Raw genomic sequence first — 16,282 nt, forward strand, 5'->3', positions numbered from 1 at the left:
CCGGAACGGCCCCTTCGGCCGGCAGGCGGGCACACCGCCGGCCGGCCGAAGGCTTCGGGAGCGACTCAGGCGCATGGACGCTCAAGCGCCACGGGGCACAAGGGCTCAGACCGCCTCGGCGTACAGCTCCTCGACGAGCCGTGCGACGAGCTCCGGTTCCCGCAGCGTCGGGTAGTGGTCGGAGGCCGCCAGGCGGACCAGGCGGCAGCCGGGGATCCGTTCCGCCATCTCCTCGTTGCAGCGCACGACCTCCGGCCGGTCCAGTTCGCCGAGCGCGAGCAGGGCCGGTGCGGAGATCTCCCCGAGCCGGTCGAAGGCCGGCTCGCCGGGGAGCTGGCGGTCGATGTTGCTGAACCAGGCGGGCAGCACGGCCCGGAAGAGCTCCGCCGCCACCGGGTCGGCCTCGGGCGTCCCGCCGCCCGCCTTCCCCCACAGGCCGAGGCCGAGCCGGACGATGGCGTCCGTGTCGCCGGCCTTCGCCAGGGTCTCCAGGCGCTCGAAGAACTCGCCGGTGGCCAGCCCGTCGTAGCCCGTGACGCCGGGCACGAGGAGGGCGAGGCCCGCGACCCGCCCGGGGGACTCCAGGGCCAGGTCGACGGAGGTCGCCCCGCCCATGCTGGAGCCCACGAGGACCGCCCGCGCGATCCCGAAGTGGTCGAGGACCTCGCTCAGGTCCCGGACCGGGGAGTACGTGGCGGTCGGCGCGGGTGAGCGGCCGTAGCCGCGCACGTCGTAGCGGATCACCCGGTGGCGTGCGGTGAGCGCCGGCAGGACCGGGTCCCACACCGTGGAGTCGCCGACGCCGGGATGGAGCAGGACGAGCGGCAGCCCGTCGCCTCCCGAGTCGTCCGCCCAGACTTCGCCCTGACTGACAGTCACCATGGTTTCCATGAAGCCCAGTCTGGGGGCGGTGGCAGGCGCTCGGCCAGAACGCGTAGGGCCGTTCGGGTGGGCGCGCGGCCCCGCGCCGCACGACCGGCGCGCGCCGTCAGACTCCCGGGGCCGCCGCCTCGCCGAGGGCCGTGAGGACCGGGCTGATCAGGGGGTGGTCCTCGGCACCGCGGCGGACCGCCGCGAAGACCCGGCGGGTGGGGGCGACCCCGTCCACCGGGCGGACGCCGACGTCCGTGAGGTCCATGCCCCGGAGCGCGGAGCGCGGGACGAGCGCCACGCCGGCCGAGGCCGAGGCGAGGGCGACGACCGCCCGGAAGTCGTCGGAGACATGGTCGAAGCGGGGGGCGAAACCGGCGTACTCGCAGGCCAGGACGGTCACGTCATGGCAGGGGTTGCCGGCGGACTGGCCGATCCAGGCGTCCTTCGCGAGGTCGCCGAGCGCGACCCGCTCGACGGCAGCCAGCGGATGGCCGGGCGGCAGCACCGCGTCGAAGGGCTCCGCGTAGAGCGGGACGCGGGTGAGGCGGGCGTCGTCCTCGCCGGGAGCGCCCCGGTACTCGACGGCGACGGCCACGTCGACCTGCCGGTCGAGGACCATCATCAGGCTCTCGTCGCCCTCGGCGTCCCGCACCCGGACCCGGATGCCGGGGTCGGAACCGGCCAGCGCGCTGATGGCGGGGGCGACCACGAGCCCGATGCCGGTGGCGAAGGCGGCGACCGTGACCGTACCGGCCTCGCCGGAGCCGTAGGCGGCGAGTTCGGACTCGGCGCGCTCCAGCTGGGCGAGGACGGCGTTGGCGTGGCTGAGCAGGATCTCGCCGGCCGGGGTGAGGCGCGCGCCGCGGGCGCTGCGGTCCACCAGCCGGTGTCCGGTCTCCTGCTCCAGGGCCGCGAGCTGCTGGGAGACCGCGGAGGGGGTCAGATAGAGCGCGGCGGCCGCCGCCGTGACCGTGCGGTGGTCGGCCACCGCTCGGAGGATGTGCAACCGCCGCGCTTCGATCATGTCCCTAGTCTCGCAGGACCGGGGCCCTGCTTCCGCCGTCAGCCTTCGAGGGCGGCGCGGGCCTCGACGAAGGCGTCGACGGCCCGGTTGACGTCCTCCGTGGAGTGCGCGGCGGACAGCTGCACGCGGATGCGGGCCTGGCCCTGCGGCACGACCGGGTACGAGAAGCCGATCACGTACACGCCGCGCTCCAGGAGCAGCTCGGCCATGCGCCCGGCGACGGCCGCGTCGCCGATCATGACCGGGGCGATGGCGTGGTCGCCGGGGAGGATGTCGAAGCCCTCCTCGGTCATGCGGGAGCGGAAGAGCGCCGTGTTGGCGTTCAGGCGCTCGCGCAGGTCGCCGGCGGACTCCAGCAGGTCGAGGACCTTGAGGGAGGCGGCGGCGATGACCGGGGCGAGGGTGTTGGAGAAGAGGTACGGGCGGGAGCGCTGGCGCAGCAGGGCGACGATCTCGGCGCGGGCCGCGACGTAGCCGCCGGAGGCGCCGCCGAGGGCCTTGCCGAGGGTGCCGGTGATGATGTCGACGCGGTCCATGACGCCGTGCAGCTCGGGGGTGCCGCGGCCGCCGGGGCCGACGAAGCCGACCGCGTGCGAGTCGTCGACCATGACCATGGCGTCGTAGCGCTCGGCCAGGTCGCAGATCTCGGCGAGTGGGGCGACGTAGCCGTCCATGGAGAAGACGCCGTCGGTGACGATCAGCTTGCGCCGCGCGCCGCCCTCGGTGGCCTCCTTGAGCTGCTGCTCCAGGTCGGCCATGTCGCGGTTGGCATAGCGGAAGCGGCGGGCCTTGGAGAGGCGGATGCCGTCGATGATCGAGGCGTGGTTGAGGGCGTCGGAGATGACCGCGTCCTCGGCGCCGAGGATGGTCTCGAAGACGCCGCCGTTGGCGTCGAAGCAGGAGGAGTAGAGGATCGTGTCCTCCTGGCCGAGGAAGGCCGAGAGGCGCGCCTCCAGCTCCTTGTGCACCTCCTGGGTGCCGCAGATGAAGCGGACGGACGCCATGCCGTAGCCCCAGCGGTCGAGGGCCTCGTGGGCGGCGGCGACGATCTCGGGGTTGTCGGCCAGGCCCAGGTAGTTGTTGGCGCAGAAGTTGAGGACCTCGCCGGGGCGGCCGCCGGCTGTGACGGCGACGGTGGCCGACTGGGGGGTGCCGATCACGCGCTCGGGCTTGTGGAGCCCGGCCTCGCGGATCTCTTCGAGGGTGGCACGGATGTCGTCGCGTACGGAATCGAACATGGGTCAGGCTCCCGCAGTCCAGTCGAGGATGATCTTGCCGCTCTTGCCGGAGGCCGCGTCGTCGAAGGCGGCCTCGAAGTCGGTGTAGTCGTACCGGCCGGTGACGACGGGGGCGAGGTCGAGACCGCCCTCCAGGAGCACCGACATCGCGTACCAGGTCTCGAACATCTCGCGGCCGTAGATGCCCTTGACCGTGATCATGGAGGTGACGATCTTCGCCCAGTCCACGGCGAAGTCCTCGCTGGGCAGGCCCAGCATGGCGATCTTTCCGCCGTTGGTCATGTTGGCGACCATGTCGCGCATGGCGTGCGGGTTGCCCGACATCTCCAGGCCGACGTCGAAGCCCTCCTTGAGGCCGAGGGCGCGCTGGCCGTCGGCGATGGTCTGCTCGCCGACGTTGAGGGCGAGGGTGACGCCCGTCTTGCGCGCCAGGGCGAGGCGCTCCTCGCTGACGTCGGTGATGACGACGTTGCGGGCGCCGGCGTGCTTGGCGACGGCGGCGGCCATGATGCCGATCGGGCCCGCGCCGGTGACGAGGACGTCCTCGCCGACCAGCGGGAAGGAGAGGGCCGTGTGCACCGCGTTGCCGAAGGGGTCGAAGATCGCGGCGATGTCGAGGTCGACGGGGACGCGGTGCACCCAGACGTTGGAGGCGGGCAGTGCCACGTACTCGGCGAAGGCGCCGTCCCGGCCGACGCCGAGGCCGACGGTGGCGCGGCAGAGGTGGCGGCGGCCGGCCAGACAGTTGCGGCACTTGCCGCAGACGAGGTGGCCCTCGCCGCTGACCAGGTCGCCGACGGCGATGTCGGCGACGTCACGGCCGACGGAGACGACCTCGCCGACGAACTCGTGGCCGATCGTCAGCGGCGTGGCGATGGTCTTCTGCGCCCAGCCGTCCCACGAGCGGATGTGGAGGTCGGTGCCGCAGATACCGGTCCGCTTGACCTTGATCAGTACGTCCCCGGGGCCGGTCTCCGGCTCGGGCACGTCCGTGAGCCAGAGTCCCGGCTCCGCCTTCAGCTTGACCAGCGCCTTCAATGCAACGGCTCCCGACGTGCGTGTCCTGTGATGTGGGGGCCCGGGCACGACTGTGTACCCAAGATCCCTGGAAGGAAATCTTCCGTACGCGGGGCTCCCGGTCCATCGAGGATTTCTTAAGCGCGCTCGCAGATCAGCTTCACGCCGCCGGTGGGAGCGGCTGCGGCGTCAACGTCCGAGGGCCGCCATCGCCGCGTTGTGGCCGGGGATGCCGCTGACCCCGCCGCCCCGGACGGCGCCCGCGCCGCACAGCAGCACGTTGGCGTGGCGGGTCCCGACGCCCCAGCGGCCGGCGCTCTCCCCGGCGTCCTCGTCCTCGTCCGCGTACGGGAAGGAGAGGTCCCGGTGGAAGATGTGCCCGCCGGGCAGGCGGAGGTCGCGTTCGAGGTCGAGCGGTGTCTTCGCCTCGATGCAGGGGCGGCCGTCCTCGTCGAGGGCGAGGCAGTCGGCGATCGGCTCGTCGAGGTGGACGTCGAGCTGGGCGAGGGTCGCCTTGAGGAGCGCGGCCCGGGCGCCGTCGTTGTCGGCGGCGAAGAGGCGCGCGGGCGTGTGGAGCCCGAAGAGGGTGAGGGTGTGGGCGCCCTGGGCGGCGAGCTCGGGGCCGAGGATCGTCGGGTCGGTCAGTGAGTGGCAGTAGATCTCGGAGGGCGGGGCGGTGGGGAGGTGTCCCGCGGCGGCCTCGGCGTGGGCGGCGGCCAGCTGCCCGTACCCCTCGGCGATGTGGAAGGTCCCCGCGAAGGCCTCGCGCGGGTCGACGGAGCGGTCGCGGAGCCTGGGCAGCCGGGTGAGCAGCATGTTGACCTTGAGCTGGGCGCCTTCCGGGGGCGGCGGGGGCGTCTCGCCGAGCAGGCGCGCGAGTTCCTGCGGGGAGGCGTTGACGAGCACCCGGCCCGCCTCGACGGTGCCCTCGCCGTCGGCCGTGCGGTAGGTGACGGCGGCGCGGTGGCCGTCGGTCTCGATGCGGACGGCCTCGTGGCCGGTGCGGAGGTGCGCCCCGGCGGTGCGGGCCGCGTCGGCGAGGGCGTCGGTGAGGGCGCCCATGCCGCCGACGGGGACGTCCCAGTCTCCGGTGCCGCCGCCGATGACGTGGTAGAGGAAGCAGCGGTTCTGGAGGAGTGTGGGGTCGTGGGCGTCGGCGAAGGTGCCGATGAGGGCGTCGGTGAGGACGACGCCGCGCACGAGGTCGTCGGCGAAGGTCCGCTCGACGGTGACGCCGATCGGCTCCTCGAAGAGCGTGCGCCAGGTCTCGGCGTCGTCCATCCGGGCGCGGAGCGCCGCGCGGCTGGGGAGGGGCTCGGTGAGCGTGGGGAAGATGCGGCGGGCGGCGCGGGCGGTGCGCCCGTAGAAGGCCTGCCAGGCCTCGTACTCGCGGTCGGATCCGGTGAGCGCCGCGAAGGAGGCCCGGGTGCGCTCGGGGCCCCCGCCGACGAGGAGGCCGCTGTCGCCCTTGGGGGTGTACGAGGACACGGACCGCTTCCGTACGGCGAAGCGCAGCCCCAGCTCCCGCGTGATCTTCTCCGGGAGGAGCGAGACGAGGTACGAGTACCGGGAGAGCCGCGCGTCGACCCCGGCGAAGGGCCTCGTGGAGACGGCCGCCCCGCCGGTGGTGGCGAGCCGTTCCAGGACGAGGACGGACCGTCCGGCCCGGGCGAGGTAGGCGGCGGCGACCAGGCCGTTGTGGCCTCCGCCCACGATCACGGCGTCGTACGCGCGGAGTGCGCCGGGGGCGCCGGGGAGCGGGGCACGGGCGGTCATGGCTCATGCTCACACGGGACCGGCGGAGCGGGGAAGAGCGCGGTCCGAGGCCGGCGGTCCCGGTGCCCGGCCCGTCCTGCGGGAAGATCACCTCATGACTGAGATCATCTTGATGTCCGATCCGCGTGTCGCCGCGATACCCGTGGCCGAGTGCGGCGAGCCCCTCCTGGACGTCCGGCGGGCCGGCGCGCCGGCGGTCGACCTGCGCAAGCAGGACCCGGAGGGCGCCTTCGCCCATCTGCGGGAAGGGGTGGTCGAGCGGCTGCTGAAGGCCCAGTCGCTGCTCCCGGACGGGCTGCGGCTGCTGTTCGTGGAGGGGTACCGCCCGCCCTCCCTCCAGCGGGAGTACTTCGAGGAGTACGCGGAGGAGCTGCGCGCGCTCCACCCGGAGTGGCCCGCGGACCGGATCCGTACGGCCGCGAGCCGGTACGTCTCCCCGCCCGAGATCGCGCCGCACAGCGCGGGCGCGGCCGTCGACCTCACCCTGGTCGGGCCCGACGGGCGTGAACTGGACCTGGGCACCCGGATGAACGCGGGCCCGGAGGAGAGCGCCGGAGCCTGCTACACCGACGCCGGGTCGATCAGCGCCGAGGCCCGCGCCCACCGGGACCTGCTCGGTTCCGTCCTGGGCGCCGCCGGTCTGGTGAACTACCCGACGGAGTGGTGGCACTGGTCCTTCGGGGACCGCTACTGGGCGCTCATGACCGGGGCGCCCGCGGCGCTCTACGGCCCGACGGAACTGACGCCGGGCGACTGACTCCGGACGGCCCCGGTGGGGCGGCCGAGGTGCTCCAGGCAGCGGGCCTCGTCGTCGCGGGCGGCGAGGGTGTCCGGGTGGTCGGCGCCCAGGGTCCGGGTGCGCGCCGCCCCGATCGCCCGGTGTGCCGTCAGGGCCTCCTCCCAGCGGCCGAGCCGGCCGAGGGCGACGGCCGTCTCGCGGTGGCTCAGGAGGGTGTCGGGGTGGTCGGCGCCGAGGACGCGCTCCCGTGCGGAGCGGACGCTCTCGGACTCGTCGAGCGCCTCCGCCCACCGTCCGAGGCGGCCGAGGTTGACCGCGAGGGCGTGGCGGGCGCGCAGGGTCTCGGGCCCGTCGGAACCCTGCACGCGCGTGCGGGCCGCGACGACGTCACGGCAGACGTCCAGGGCGTCCGCGGCCTGCCCGATGCGGCCGAGGCAGACGCCGGTCTCGTAGCGCGCGGTGAGGGTGTCCGGGTGCTCCTCGCCGAGGGCCGCGGCGCGCGCGTCGGCCACGGCGCGGTACTGGACGAGCGCCTCCTGCCCGCGCCCCAGCCGTCCGAGGGTGTACGCGACCTCGTGGCGGGTCACCAGCGTGTCGGGGTGGTCCTCGCCTAGCAGCCGGGCCCGGGCCTCCGCGACCTCGTTCGCCGTGCGGTACGACTCCTCCAGACGGCCGAGACGGCCGAGCGTGAAGGCGAGGTTGTGGCGGCAGCGCAGGGTGTCGGGGTGGTCGGGGCCCACGGTGCGCTCGCGGGCGGCGAGCACCGCGACGTACAGCTCGTACGCCTCGGGGTGCCGTCCGAGGCGGCCCAGGGCGTACGCCCGCTCCTGACGCGCGGCCAGGGTGTCGGGGTGGTCGTCGCCGAGGGTCCGGGCGCGGCCCTCGGCGACCCCGTCGAAGACGTCCAGGGCATCGGCGGGCCGGCCCAGCCGGGCGAGGGCGAAGCCGACCTCGTAGCGGCTGGTCAGCGTGTCGGGGTGGTCGTCGCCGAGGACGCGGGCGCGGTGCTCGGCGACGGAGCGGTGCACCGATTCGGCCTCGTCCCAGCGGTCGAGCCTGCCGAGGCCGATGCCGGCGCGGTAGCGGCCGGCGAGCACCGCGAGCAGCTCCGCGCCGGCCTCGGCCGCCGGTGCGGCCGGGACGGGCCGGGCGGCCGTCTCGTCGGCGAACGAGCTCGCGTCCGACGCGCGCGTGGCGGTGGTCCACTCGGTGGTGAGGACGGCCGCGGCGGGGTCGTGGGCGGCCGGACGCGGCACCGTGGCGGTGCCGGCCGGGGCTGCCCCGGGCCGGTGTCCGCCGCTCATGGCACGGGCCCACGCGGGCGCGTGAGCGCCGGGGTGGGTGAGGGGCGCTCCGTGTGCCGCGTGGGGCGCGGTCTCCAGAGGCTCCGGTCCCGGCAGGGGGAACGCCACGGGCACGCCCGCGGGCGGGGACAGCGCGACGCGTCCCGACACGATCCGGCGGCGCAGGTCCCCCGCGTCGGCCGGCCGCTCCTCGGGGACCTTGGCCAGCAGGTCGACGACGATCCGGTCGAAGTACGGGGGGATCTCGGCGCGCCGGGAGCGCGGCGGGCTCGGCACCGTGTCCCGGTGCCCGATGAGGATCGCCCAGGAGTCGTCCAGGTCGAAGGGCGGGGCGCCGGTGGCCAGTTCGTACAGCACGCAGCCCAGCGAGTAGAGGTCGCTGCGGTGGTCGACCTCGCCGCCGCCGATCTGCTCCGGGGACATGTAGTGGGGCGTGCCCATGGCGATGCCGGTGCCGGTGAGCTTGGAGGTGAAGCCCGTGTCGCCGAGCCGCGCTATCCCGAAGTCGCAGATCTTCACCGTGCCGTCCGCGAGCCGCATGATGTTCGCGGGCTTCAGGTCGCGGTGCACGATGCCCTGGCGGTGCGTGTACGCGAGGGCGTCGGCGACCTGGTCGGCGATCTCGACGAGGTCCTGGACGGGCAGCGGGTGCTTGGCGTTGGCCGCGAGGAGCTGGCTGAGGTTGCGTCCTTCCAGGAGCTCCATGACCAGGAAGAGCACGCCGTCGTACTCGCCGAAGTCGTGCACGACGGTGATGCCGCGGTGCTGGAGGGCGGCGGCGACGCGGGCCTCGCGGCGGAAGCGCTCGCGGACCACCGAGAGGAACTGCGGGTCGTGCTGCGGGCCGAGCGGCTTGAGGCACTTCACGGCGACGCCGCGGCCGAGTGCCTCGTCCGTGGCGCGCCAGACCTCGCCCATGCCGCCACGGCCGATGACCTCGTGCAGCCGGTACCGGCCCTGGATCAGCCCGCTGTCCCCCATCGTGTGGTGTCGCCCCCGTCGCTTCCGTGCACCCTCCCCGACATGTCCAGTATGGCCGCACCCTCCGACAGTGGGTACGGGTAGGGCGCGTGTCAGGTTCCGGAGGGCGTTCCGGCACCCGGCCGGCCCCGAGCGCCGAGGTGCGCGAAGGGGGCGGGGCGGGTGTCCCGGCCGAGACGGTCCATGGCGCGGAGGATGTGCCGGGGCGGCAGCCGCCAGCGCGTCCGGTCGGGGATGCAGCGGAGGAGGTTGGCCGTCGCCGTGAGCCGGCGGGTGACGGTCGCGGCCGCCGGGGCGGGGGTTCCGTAGAGCGCGTGGGCGTACGGGGGCAGGGTGTCGTACGCGAGCGCCGTCACGCGCCGCCAGACCACCTCGCGCGCCGGTACCAGGACGGGTTTGACGGGCGGTCGGCGCAGGAAGTCCTCGACGGTCCGCGCGTCCGGTCCGGCTTCGAGCCGGGGCCGCATCGCCGCGAAGTAGTCGGCGAGCTCGGCGGCGGAGCCCGGGACGGTCTCCGGGTCGAGGCCGACGAGACGGGCGGAGACGCGGTGCTCGTCGAGGTAGCGGTCGGCCTCGGCGTCGGTGAGCGGGATGCCGGAGCGGCGCGCGACCGAGAGGTACGAGTCGACCTCGGCGCAGTGGACCCAGAGCAGGAGTTCGGGGTCGTCCACGCCGAGGAGCCGGTGGATCCGCCGGACGCGGGCGCCGGCCTTCTCCGCCGCCTCGGTGGTCCCGTAGCTCAGCGTCCCGACGAAGTTCGCGGTCCGCATGAGCCGTCCCCAGGGGTCCTCCCGGAAGCTGCTGTTGATCATGACGCCGCGGACGGCGACGGGGTGCAGTGCCTGGAGCCAGAGGGCCCGGACGCCCGCGATCCACATCACCGGGTCGCCGTGCACCTGCCAGGTGACGGAGCGGGGCCCGAAGAGCCCGGGGTCGGCGTCCTGCCTCATGGCGCCCAGGCTACGCCGGGGGCGGCCGACGGTTCCCGCCCCTCGGACAACCGATCAGACGCGCTCCGCTTCCTGGGCCGGCATCTGCGCCACCTCCTCCGTCACGAGGAGGCGGGCGAGGGGCCGGCCGACCAGCGCCGGGGCCCGTGCGGGGTCCGCCCACACGCGCGTGCGGAGGAACTCCAGGAAGCCCTCGGCCTGCCCGGCGGTCGCGAACCACAGGTCGACGACGACGTAGGCGGGGTCGTCGACGGGCCGGCGTACCTCGTGCCCGAGGACTCCGGCGTCCTCCCGGGCGCCGGCGAAGCGGTCGAAGGCCGACTTCCACACGGTGTAGTCGGTGATCGGGTGCTCGATGTGCAGGGTGATCACGGCTCCTCCTCCCCGTGTCCGGTGGGGGACGTCTCCAGCGTGGACTCCGGCCCCGCGCCGCGTACATCCCAGATCTCCGGGGTATCGGCCCGTACGCTCCGCCCATGGCTCCCTCCGCCGGCCACGCCCACGCCTTCTCCCGCTCCCGCGAGCGCGTGCTGGGGATCTGCGCGGCCGGCGGGGACGCCCGCGCGCTGCGGGTCCGGCTGCTCCGGGAGTTCCGGTCGGTGCTGGGCGCCGACGCCTTCGCGTTCCTGCTGACGGATCCGGTGACCTCGGTGGGGTGCGCTCCGGTCGCGTGGGTCCCCGTCCTGCCGGAGCTGCCCCGGCTCATCCGGCTCAAGTACCTGACGCGCGCGGACCGCTGGACGTCGCTTGCGGGCGCCGCCGCGCTGAGCGGTCTGCCGGAGGGCGAGCGGGGGCCGCTGTGGGAGGAGCTGCTGCGGCCCGCCGGGGTGCGGGACGTGGCCTCGGTGGTGTTCCGCGACCGGTTCGGATGCTGGGGCTTCCTCGATCTGTGGCGGTACGGGGCGGAGTTCGGCGCGGCGGACCTGGCGTATCTGGACGGGGTGGCCGGGCCGGTCACGGAGGCCCTCCGGCGCGCCCAGGCCGCGGCGTTCCCGGCCCGTCCGCCGGGCGCGGACCGGCCCGGCCCGCTGGTGCTGCTGCTCGCCCCGGACCTGCGGGTGCGCGGCCAGACGCCCGGGGCCCCGGCGTATCTCGCGGGCCTCGTCCCGCCGGAGGAGGGCCGGGCACCGGTCCCGGCGGCCGCGTACAACGTGGCCGCGCAGCTGCTCGCCCACGAGGCGGGCGTCGACGCGAACCCGCCACGCGCGCGCGTGCACCTCGCCGACGGACTCTGGCTGACGCTGCGCGCGGCCCGCATCGAGGACGGGCCGGACACGGACGGACCGCCGCCGTCCGCCCGGGAGATCGCGGTGACGATCGAGGAGACCACTCCGGCCGACCGCCTGGACTTCTTCTGCCGGGCATACGCCCTGACGGGCCGCGAGACGGAACTCCTCGGCCACCTCGCGGACGGCGCCGACACCGGCACGGTGGCGCTCGCGATGTCCCTGTCCGCGCACACGGTCCAGGACCACCTCAAGTCGGTCTTCACGAAGACCGGCACACGCCACCGCCGCGCCCTCCTCGCCCGGGCGCTGGGGACCTAGGGCGTGTTGCGAAAGTCCCGCCTGCCCTTGGTGATCAGGCAGTGGAGGGAGTCGTCGACGACGTCGGCGACGATCGTGTCGCCGGGGTCGGCCTCGCCGCCGAGCAGCAGGGAGGCGAGGCGGTTGTCGAGTTCCGTCTGGATGGTGCGGCGCAGGGGCCGGGCGCCGAAGGCCGGCTGGTAGCCGTGGGCGACGAGGAGCTTCTTCGCCGCTTCGGTGACCTCCAGGGTCAGGCCCTGGGCGTGGACACGGTGCTTGCTGCGCTCCAGGAGGTGTTCGAGGATCTCGGACAGGTCCCCTTCGGTGAGGCTGTGGAAGACGATGATGTCGTCGATGCGGTTGAGGAACTCGGGCAGGAACTTCCCCCGCAGGTCCTTCATCAGCTCGTCCTTGAGCTCGGCCGCGTCGCCCTCGTGGGCGAGGATGCGGTGGGCGCCGATGTTGGACGTCATGATGACGACGCAGTGCCGGAAGTCGACGGTGCGGCCCTGTCCGTCGGTGAGGCGGCCGTCGTCGAGGATCTGGAGGAGCGTGTTGAAGACGTCGGGGTGCCCCTTCTCCACCTCGTCGAACAGGACGACGCTGTACGGCTGGCGGCGGACCTTCTCGGTGAGCTGGCCGGCCTCCTCGTAGCCGACGTATCCGGGAGGTGCGCCGACGAGCCGGGCCACCGTGTGCTTCTCCTGGAACTCGCTCATGTCGAAGCGGATCATGCGGCTCTCGTCGCCGAAGAGCAGCTCGGCGAGCGTCTTGGCGAGTTCGGTCTTGCCGACGCCGGTGGGCCCGAGGAAGAGGAACGAGCCGACGGGGCGGTTCGGGTCTCCCATGCCCGCCCTGTTGCGGCGTACGGCCTCGGAGACGGCGGTGACCGCCTCTTCCTGGCCGACGATCCGCGCGTGCATCTCCTCCTCCAGCTTGAGGAGCCTCTCCTTCTCGCCGGCGGTGAGCTGGGCGACCGGGATGCCCGTGCGGCGGGACACGATGTCGGCGATGTCGGAGGCGGTGACCGAGACGACGCCCTCGCGCCGTTCCTCGATGCCCGCGAGCTCGCCCTCGATCGCGGCCATCTGCGTCTTCAGCTCCGAGGCCTTCTCGAACTCCTCGCCCGCGACGGCCTGGTCCTTCTCGCGCCGCAGCTTCGCGAGGCGGTCCTCCAGGCCGACGACCTCGGTCGAGCGGCCGGCGCTGCGCAGCCGTACCCGGGCGCCGGCCTGGTCCATGAGGTCGATGGCCTTGTCGGGCAGGAAGCGGTCGCTGATGTAGCGGTCGGAGAGTTCGGCCGCCGCCGTCAGGGCGCCGTCGGCGAAGCGGACCTGGTGGTGGGCCTCGTACGCGTCCCGCAGCCCTTCGAGGATCTGCACCGTCTCCTCGACGGTGGGCTCGGGGACGAGGACGGGCTGGAAGCGGCGTTCGAGGGCGGCGTCCTTCTCGACGTACTTACGGTACTCGTCGATCGTCGTCGCCCCGACGACGTGGAGTTCACCGCGTGCGAGGGCGGGCTTGAGCATGTTGCCCGCGTCCATGGAGCTGTCGCCGCCCGCGCCGGCGCCGACGACGGTGTGCAGCTCGTCGATGAAGAGGATGACCTCGCCGTTCGCCTCCTGGACCTCCTCGATGACCTTCTTCAGCCGCTCCTCGAACTGTCCGCGGTACTGCGCTCCCGCGACCAGGCCGGACATGTCGAGCGAGACGACCCGCTTGTCCTTGAGGGTGGCGGGCACCTCGCCCGCGACGATGCGCTGGGCCAGCCCTTCGACGATGGCGGTCTTGCCGACGCCGGGTTCGCCGATCAGCACGGGGTTGTTCTTGGAGCGCCGCGAGAGGATCTCGACGGTCTGCTCGATCTCCTCGGCCCGGCCGACGACGGGGTCGAGCCTGCCGGCCTTCGCCTCCTCCGTCAGGTCCCTGCCGAACTCGTCCAGGGTCGTGGCGGGCTGCTGCGGCTGCGTGCCCGCACCGGCCCCGGCGCCCGTCGCGGGCGAGCCGTCCCCGCGTGCCGCCCGGTCCGTGAGGCCGCGCACCTTCCGTACGTCGACCTCCTCCGCGCGCAGGAACCGGCCGGCGCCCGAGTCGGGGTCGCTGAGGAGGGCGCTGAGGATGTGCTCGGGACCGATGTACGAGACCCCGGACGCCTGTGACGTGGCGTGGGCGAGGGCGAGGGTGCGCTTGGCGGCGGGGGTGAGACCGGGCTCGGCGGAGGGTTCGGCCGCCTCCCGGGGAAGGACCGCCCCGATCTCCGCGGCGAGCGCCTCGGTGTCCACCCCGGCCCGGGCGAGGAGGCGGCGCGCGGGGTCGACCTGGGTGGTGGCCCACAGAAGGTGCTCGGTGTCGAGGTCGGACGTGCCGTCCTCGGCCGCCTTGCGCGCGGCCAGGTTCAGGAGTTCGTGCGAGGACTCCGTGAGCAGCCGCCCGATGGGCACGCGCTGCACGGCCGGGGGCGAGGACGCGGGCGACATCCCGAAGAACCGGCTCAGCAGATCGCTGAACGGGTCGTCGGAGGAACCGAAAGGGGAACCGAACGCCATCGACATGCCGAACTCCAGATGCGCAAGGGGGAGGGTCCTCGTCTCACACCCAAACCCGAGGCCCTCGCGTCCGCAATCGGAGCGCGGCCGTGCGCGACGCACACCCGTTCGACCGGAGGGGTGACGGGAGACGTATCGTCACCGCTGTGCGGATCATCCGCCGCAGCGCCTGCCCCGACCCCAGGGAGACACCTGTCATGAACGTACCCGCAAGCGGTCGGCGCGTGCTCGTCAGCGGCGCGTCCCGGGGGCTCGGCCGGGCGGTGGCCCGGGCGTTCGCGGCCAACGGCGACCGTGTGGCCGTCCACTTCGGCTCGCGCGAGGAGGAGGCCCGTACGACCCTCGCCTCCCTGGCCGGAGACGGCCACGCCCTGGTCGGCGGCGACCTCGCGGACCCGTCGGGGGCGGTGGCCGTGGTGGACGCGGCGGCGGAGGCGCTGGGCGGGATCGACGTCCTGGTGAACAACGCGGCGGTGAACATCCGGCACCCGCTCGCGGAGACCCCCTACGAGGAGTGGGTGGCGGTGTGGCAGCAGCACGTGGCCGTGAACCTGCTCGCCACGGCCAACCTGAGCCATCTCGCGGCCCGTCGGATGATCGACCAGGGCGGGGGCGGCCGGATCGTGAACATCGGCTCCCGCGGCGCCTTCCGGGGCGAGCCGGACCATCCGGCGTACGGGGCGACGAAGGCCGCCGTGCACGCCCTGGGCCAGTCGCTCGCGGTCTCGCTCGCGCCGCACGGGATCGCCGTCGCCTCGGTCGCCCCCGGGTTCTTCGCCACGGAGCGGGTCGCGCCGCGGGTGGAGGGGCCCGAGGGCGACGCGATCCGGGCACAGAGCCCGTTCGGACGGGTGGGCTCGGCCGAGGAGATCGCGGCGGCGGTGCTGTGGCTGGCCTCCCCCGCCGCAGAGTGGTCCTCGGGCACGGTCCTCGACCTCAACGGAGCCTCGCACCTCAGGACTTGAGCCTACGGACTCGTACCTGAGGACTTGAGCCCGAGGGGTCGGGACCGAGGGCTTGATCCTGAGGACTTGAGAGACCTGCGGAGCCGAGTCCCGGTGTCGACGCGGGCTACAGGTCCTCGCAGATCGTACGGGCCTCGCCCAGGTCCTTCTTCGCCTCGGCGTCGAACTCGAAGAGCCGGGAGTGGCGTTCCTGCGAGCGCCGGACGGCCTCGGCGAGCGGCTTGTACCGCGCGTCGCCCGCGGCGGCGGCCGTCGAGAGCGTCCCGGCCGCCGAGTACCGGTTGACGGCTATGTCGCCCCCGGCGCCCCTCTCCGTGTACCTGGCCTCGTCGAATCCCGCGAGCGCCCGGCACGCGGCCCGCGCGTCCGCCGCCGCCGAACTCCCGTCGGCGGAAACGCCGTCGGCCCTCAGCGCCCACACGGCGCCCGTCGCCCCGGCACCCAGGACGAGCCCGGCCACGACGGAGAGCAGGACGACCGTGGTGCGGCTGCGGGACGGCGCGGTGGCCGGCGGGGCGGGAGGGGTGGGGGGCTGCTGGGGCGGAGGGGTGTAGGGCTGCTGAGGCTGCATCGGGCCAAGGTAGCGCGGGCCGCTGACGGCCGCGACGGCGCAGCGCCCGCGAGCGGTCCGCGCACCCTCACAAGCCCCTCTTCCCTTACCTGCCAAGGGTGTTGGAAGATCCACCGCATGGACACGCATGCGACCGGTCCGACCGCCGACGCGGCGACCGCGTACCTCGAAGCGCTTCACGGACGGCTCACGGCCGACGGCTGCACGGTGACCTCGCCCCCCTGGGACGGCCACCGGGTGGTGGCCGGCAGCCGCGGCGACCGCAAGGTCCGCTGGTTCGGGACGAAGGTCGAGCTCTTCGTCTTCGCCGCCGCCGTCCCCGAGGTCGACATGACCACCCTGGGCGAGTTCACCGCGTGGGCCATGCGCTACGCCAAGGACCTGCGCCGCGGCATACCCGGCGCCCGCAACGCGGCCACGGTGCTCCCCGCCCTGGTGAGCGCGCGTGTCCGGCCCGAGGCGGCCCAGTGGGCCGCCCAGGACGCCCGGCTCCTCGGCACGACGCTGATCAGCCGCCCCCTCACGATCGAGACCACCCCGAACGCCACACGGACCACGATGTACCGGGGCCAGGTCGTCTGGGGCGGCATGTTCACGGGCCACGTCCTGGACAAGGCCTCGCTGTACTTCCCGTGACCGGCCGAGCCGTTGATCTGGATTGGGCCTAGGGCGTGTTACGAAAGTAGCGCCGGCCGCCCGAAGGGCGGGCCCGACGGGGTCTGGTGCGTGCGATCGCAAGGCGGAGGGTCGCCCCGATACTGGATGTATCGGG

At 73.9% G+C, this 16,282-nt stretch carries 14 protein-coding genes; 4 read left to right on the top strand and 10 right to left on the bottom strand.

Going from position 1 to position 16,282, the window contains the following annotated elements; translation table 11 throughout:
• Positions 1 to 105: 105 nt before the first annotated feature.
• The 5 genes from ACF08F_RS36020 to ACF08F_RS36040 form a co-directional block, all read right to left on the bottom strand.
• The gene (locus ACF08F_RS36020) at positions 106 to 882 is read right to left on the bottom strand and encodes an alpha/beta fold hydrolase (RefSeq protein ID WP_392302760.1); all 777 of its coding nucleotides are present in this window, start codon (positions 880 to 882) and stop codon (positions 106 to 108) included.
• A gap of 106 nt (positions 883 to 988) precedes the next feature.
• Positions 989 to 1,897, bottom strand: a complete 909-nt coding sequence (locus ACF08F_RS36025) for a LysR family transcriptional regulator (protein WP_392302761.1) — start codon at positions 1,895 to 1,897, stop codon at positions 989 to 991.
• Between the two features lie 38 nt (positions 1,898 to 1,935).
• Positions 1,936 to 3,135, bottom strand: a complete 1,200-nt coding sequence (locus tag ACF08F_RS36030) for a glycine C-acetyltransferase (protein ID WP_150273297.1) — start codon at positions 3,133 to 3,135, stop codon at positions 1,936 to 1,938.
• Positions 3,136 to 3,138: 3 nt separating this feature from the next.
• The gene (tdh, locus tag ACF08F_RS36035; protein ID WP_392302762.1) at positions 3,139 to 4,173 is read right to left on the bottom strand and encodes an L-threonine 3-dehydrogenase; all 1,035 of its coding nucleotides are present in this window, start codon (positions 4,171 to 4,173) and stop codon (positions 3,139 to 3,141) included.
• A 168-nt stretch (positions 4,174 to 4,341) separates the two neighbouring features.
• Positions 4,342 to 5,928, bottom strand: coding sequence for a phytoene desaturase family protein (locus ACF08F_RS36040; RefSeq protein WP_392302763.1), 1,587 nt, complete (start codon positions 5,926 to 5,928; stop codon positions 4,342 to 4,344).
• Between the two features lie 94 nt (positions 5,929 to 6,022).
• Between ACF08F_RS36040 and ACF08F_RS36045 the strand changes: the two genes are divergently transcribed.
• Positions 6,023 to 6,685, top strand: a complete 663-nt coding sequence (locus ACF08F_RS36045; protein WP_392302764.1) for a M15 family metallopeptidase — start codon at positions 6,023 to 6,025, stop codon at positions 6,683 to 6,685.
• On the opposite strand, the gene ACF08F_RS36050 is transcribed toward ACF08F_RS36045, so the two are convergent.
• The 3 genes from ACF08F_RS36050 to ACF08F_RS36060 all read right to left on the bottom strand — a co-directional run bounded on the left by ACF08F_RS36050 (position 6,652) and on the right by ACF08F_RS36060 (position 10,274).
• The gene (locus ACF08F_RS36050) at positions 6,652 to 8,952 is read right to left on the bottom strand and encodes a tetratricopeptide repeat protein (RefSeq protein ID WP_392302765.1); all 2,301 of its coding nucleotides are present in this window, start codon (positions 8,950 to 8,952) and stop codon (positions 6,652 to 6,654) included. The genes ACF08F_RS36045 and ACF08F_RS36050 overlap by 34 nt on opposite strands.
• 92 nt (positions 8,953 to 9,044) lie before the next feature.
• The gene (locus ACF08F_RS36055; RefSeq protein WP_392302766.1) at positions 9,045 to 9,902 is read right to left on the bottom strand and encodes an oxygenase MpaB family protein; all 858 of its coding nucleotides are present in this window, start codon (positions 9,900 to 9,902) and stop codon (positions 9,045 to 9,047) included.
• Positions 9,903 to 9,956: 54 nt separating this feature from the next.
• Positions 9,957 to 10,274, bottom strand: coding sequence for a hypothetical protein (locus ACF08F_RS36060; protein ID WP_392302767.1), 318 nt, complete (start codon positions 10,272 to 10,274; stop codon positions 9,957 to 9,959).
• 104 nt (positions 10,275 to 10,378) lie between these two features.
• Between ACF08F_RS36060 and ACF08F_RS36065 the strand changes: the two genes are divergently transcribed.
• Positions 10,379 to 11,449, top strand: a complete 1,071-nt coding sequence (locus ACF08F_RS36065) for a helix-turn-helix transcriptional regulator (RefSeq protein ID WP_392302768.1) — start codon at positions 10,379 to 10,381, stop codon at positions 11,447 to 11,449.
• Here the strand turns inward: ACF08F_RS36065 and ACF08F_RS36070 are convergent.
• Positions 11,446 to 13,980 (bottom strand): ATP-dependent Clp protease ATP-binding subunit, encoded by a 2,535-nt coding sequence (locus ACF08F_RS36070; RefSeq protein ID WP_392302769.1) that lies wholly within the window; start codon positions 13,978 to 13,980, stop codon positions 11,446 to 11,448. The genes ACF08F_RS36065 and ACF08F_RS36070 overlap by 4 nt on opposite strands.
• Positions 13,981 to 14,171: 191 nt before the next feature.
• Here ACF08F_RS36070 and ACF08F_RS36075 point away from each other — a divergent pair, with 191 nt between their 5' ends.
• Positions 14,172 to 14,939 carry an SDR family NAD(P)-dependent oxidoreductase gene (locus ACF08F_RS36075; RefSeq protein WP_392302770.1) on the top strand — a complete coding sequence of 256 codons (768 nt, stop codon included), beginning with the start codon at positions 14,172 to 14,174 and terminating at the stop codon, positions 14,937 to 14,939.
• Positions 14,940 to 15,045: 106 nt separating this feature from the next.
• Here ACF08F_RS36075 and ACF08F_RS36080 read toward each other — a convergent pair whose 3' ends face one another.
• Positions 15,046 to 15,510: a hypothetical protein gene (locus ACF08F_RS36080; RefSeq protein ID WP_392302771.1), complete on the bottom strand. Its 465-nt coding sequence runs from the start codon at positions 15,508 to 15,510 to the stop codon at positions 15,046 to 15,048.
• A 117-nt stretch (positions 15,511 to 15,627) separates the two neighbouring features.
• On the opposite strand from ACF08F_RS36080, the gene ACF08F_RS36085 reads away from it, so the two are divergent.
• Entirely contained in the window at positions 15,628 to 16,146 is a 519-nt protein-coding gene (locus ACF08F_RS36085) for a hypothetical protein (protein ID WP_392302772.1), read from the top strand.
• The last annotated feature ends 136 nt before the right edge of the window (positions 16,147 to 16,282 follow it).

Origin of the sequence: Streptomyces sp. NPDC015130, from assembly GCF_043080005.1 — a bacterium.
Taxonomy (GTDB): Bacteria; Actinomycetota; Actinomycetes; order Streptomycetales; family Streptomycetaceae; genus Streptomyces.

Coding starts and splice junctions, on each gene's coding strand:
- ACF08F_RS36040 (WP_392302763.1), bottom strand. CDS start 5,928: ATGACCGCCCGTGCCCCGCTCCCCGGCGCCCCCGGCGCACTCCGCGCG.
- ACF08F_RS36055 (WP_392302766.1), bottom strand. CDS start 9,902: ATGAGGCAGGACGCCGACCCCGGGCTCTTCGGGCCCCGCTCCGTCACC.
- ACF08F_RS36070 (WP_392302769.1), bottom strand. CDS start 13,980: ATGTCGATGGCGTTCGGTTCCCCTTTCGGTTCCTCCGACGACCCGTTC.
- ACF08F_RS36080 (WP_392302771.1), bottom strand. CDS start 15,510: ATGCAGCCTCAGCAGCCCTACACCCCTCCGCCCCAGCAGCCCCCCACC.
- ACF08F_RS36030 (WP_150273297.1), bottom strand. CDS start 3,135: ATGTTCGATTCCGTACGCGACGACATCCGTGCCACCCTCGAAGAGATC.
- ACF08F_RS36065 (WP_392302768.1), top strand. CDS start 10,379: ATGGCTCCCTCCGCCGGCCACGCCCACGCCTTCTCCCGCTCCCGCGAG.
- ACF08F_RS36075 (WP_392302770.1), top strand. CDS start 14,172: ATGAACGTACCCGCAAGCGGTCGGCGCGTGCTCGTCAGCGGCGCGTCC.
- ACF08F_RS36085 (WP_392302772.1), top strand. CDS start 15,628: ATGGACACGCATGCGACCGGTCCGACCGCCGACGCGGCGACCGCGTAC.
- ACF08F_RS36025 (WP_392302761.1), bottom strand. CDS start 1,897: ATGATCGAAGCGCGGCGGTTGCACATCCTCCGAGCGGTGGCCGACCAC.
- ACF08F_RS36050 (WP_392302765.1), bottom strand. CDS start 8,952: ATGGGGGACAGCGGGCTGATCCAGGGCCGGTACCGGCTGCACGAGGTC.
- ACF08F_RS36045 (WP_392302764.1), top strand. CDS start 6,023: ATGACTGAGATCATCTTGATGTCCGATCCGCGTGTCGCCGCGATACCC.
- ACF08F_RS36020 (WP_392302760.1), bottom strand. CDS start 882: ATGGTGACTGTCAGTCAGGGCGAAGTCTGGGCGGACGACTCGGGAGGC.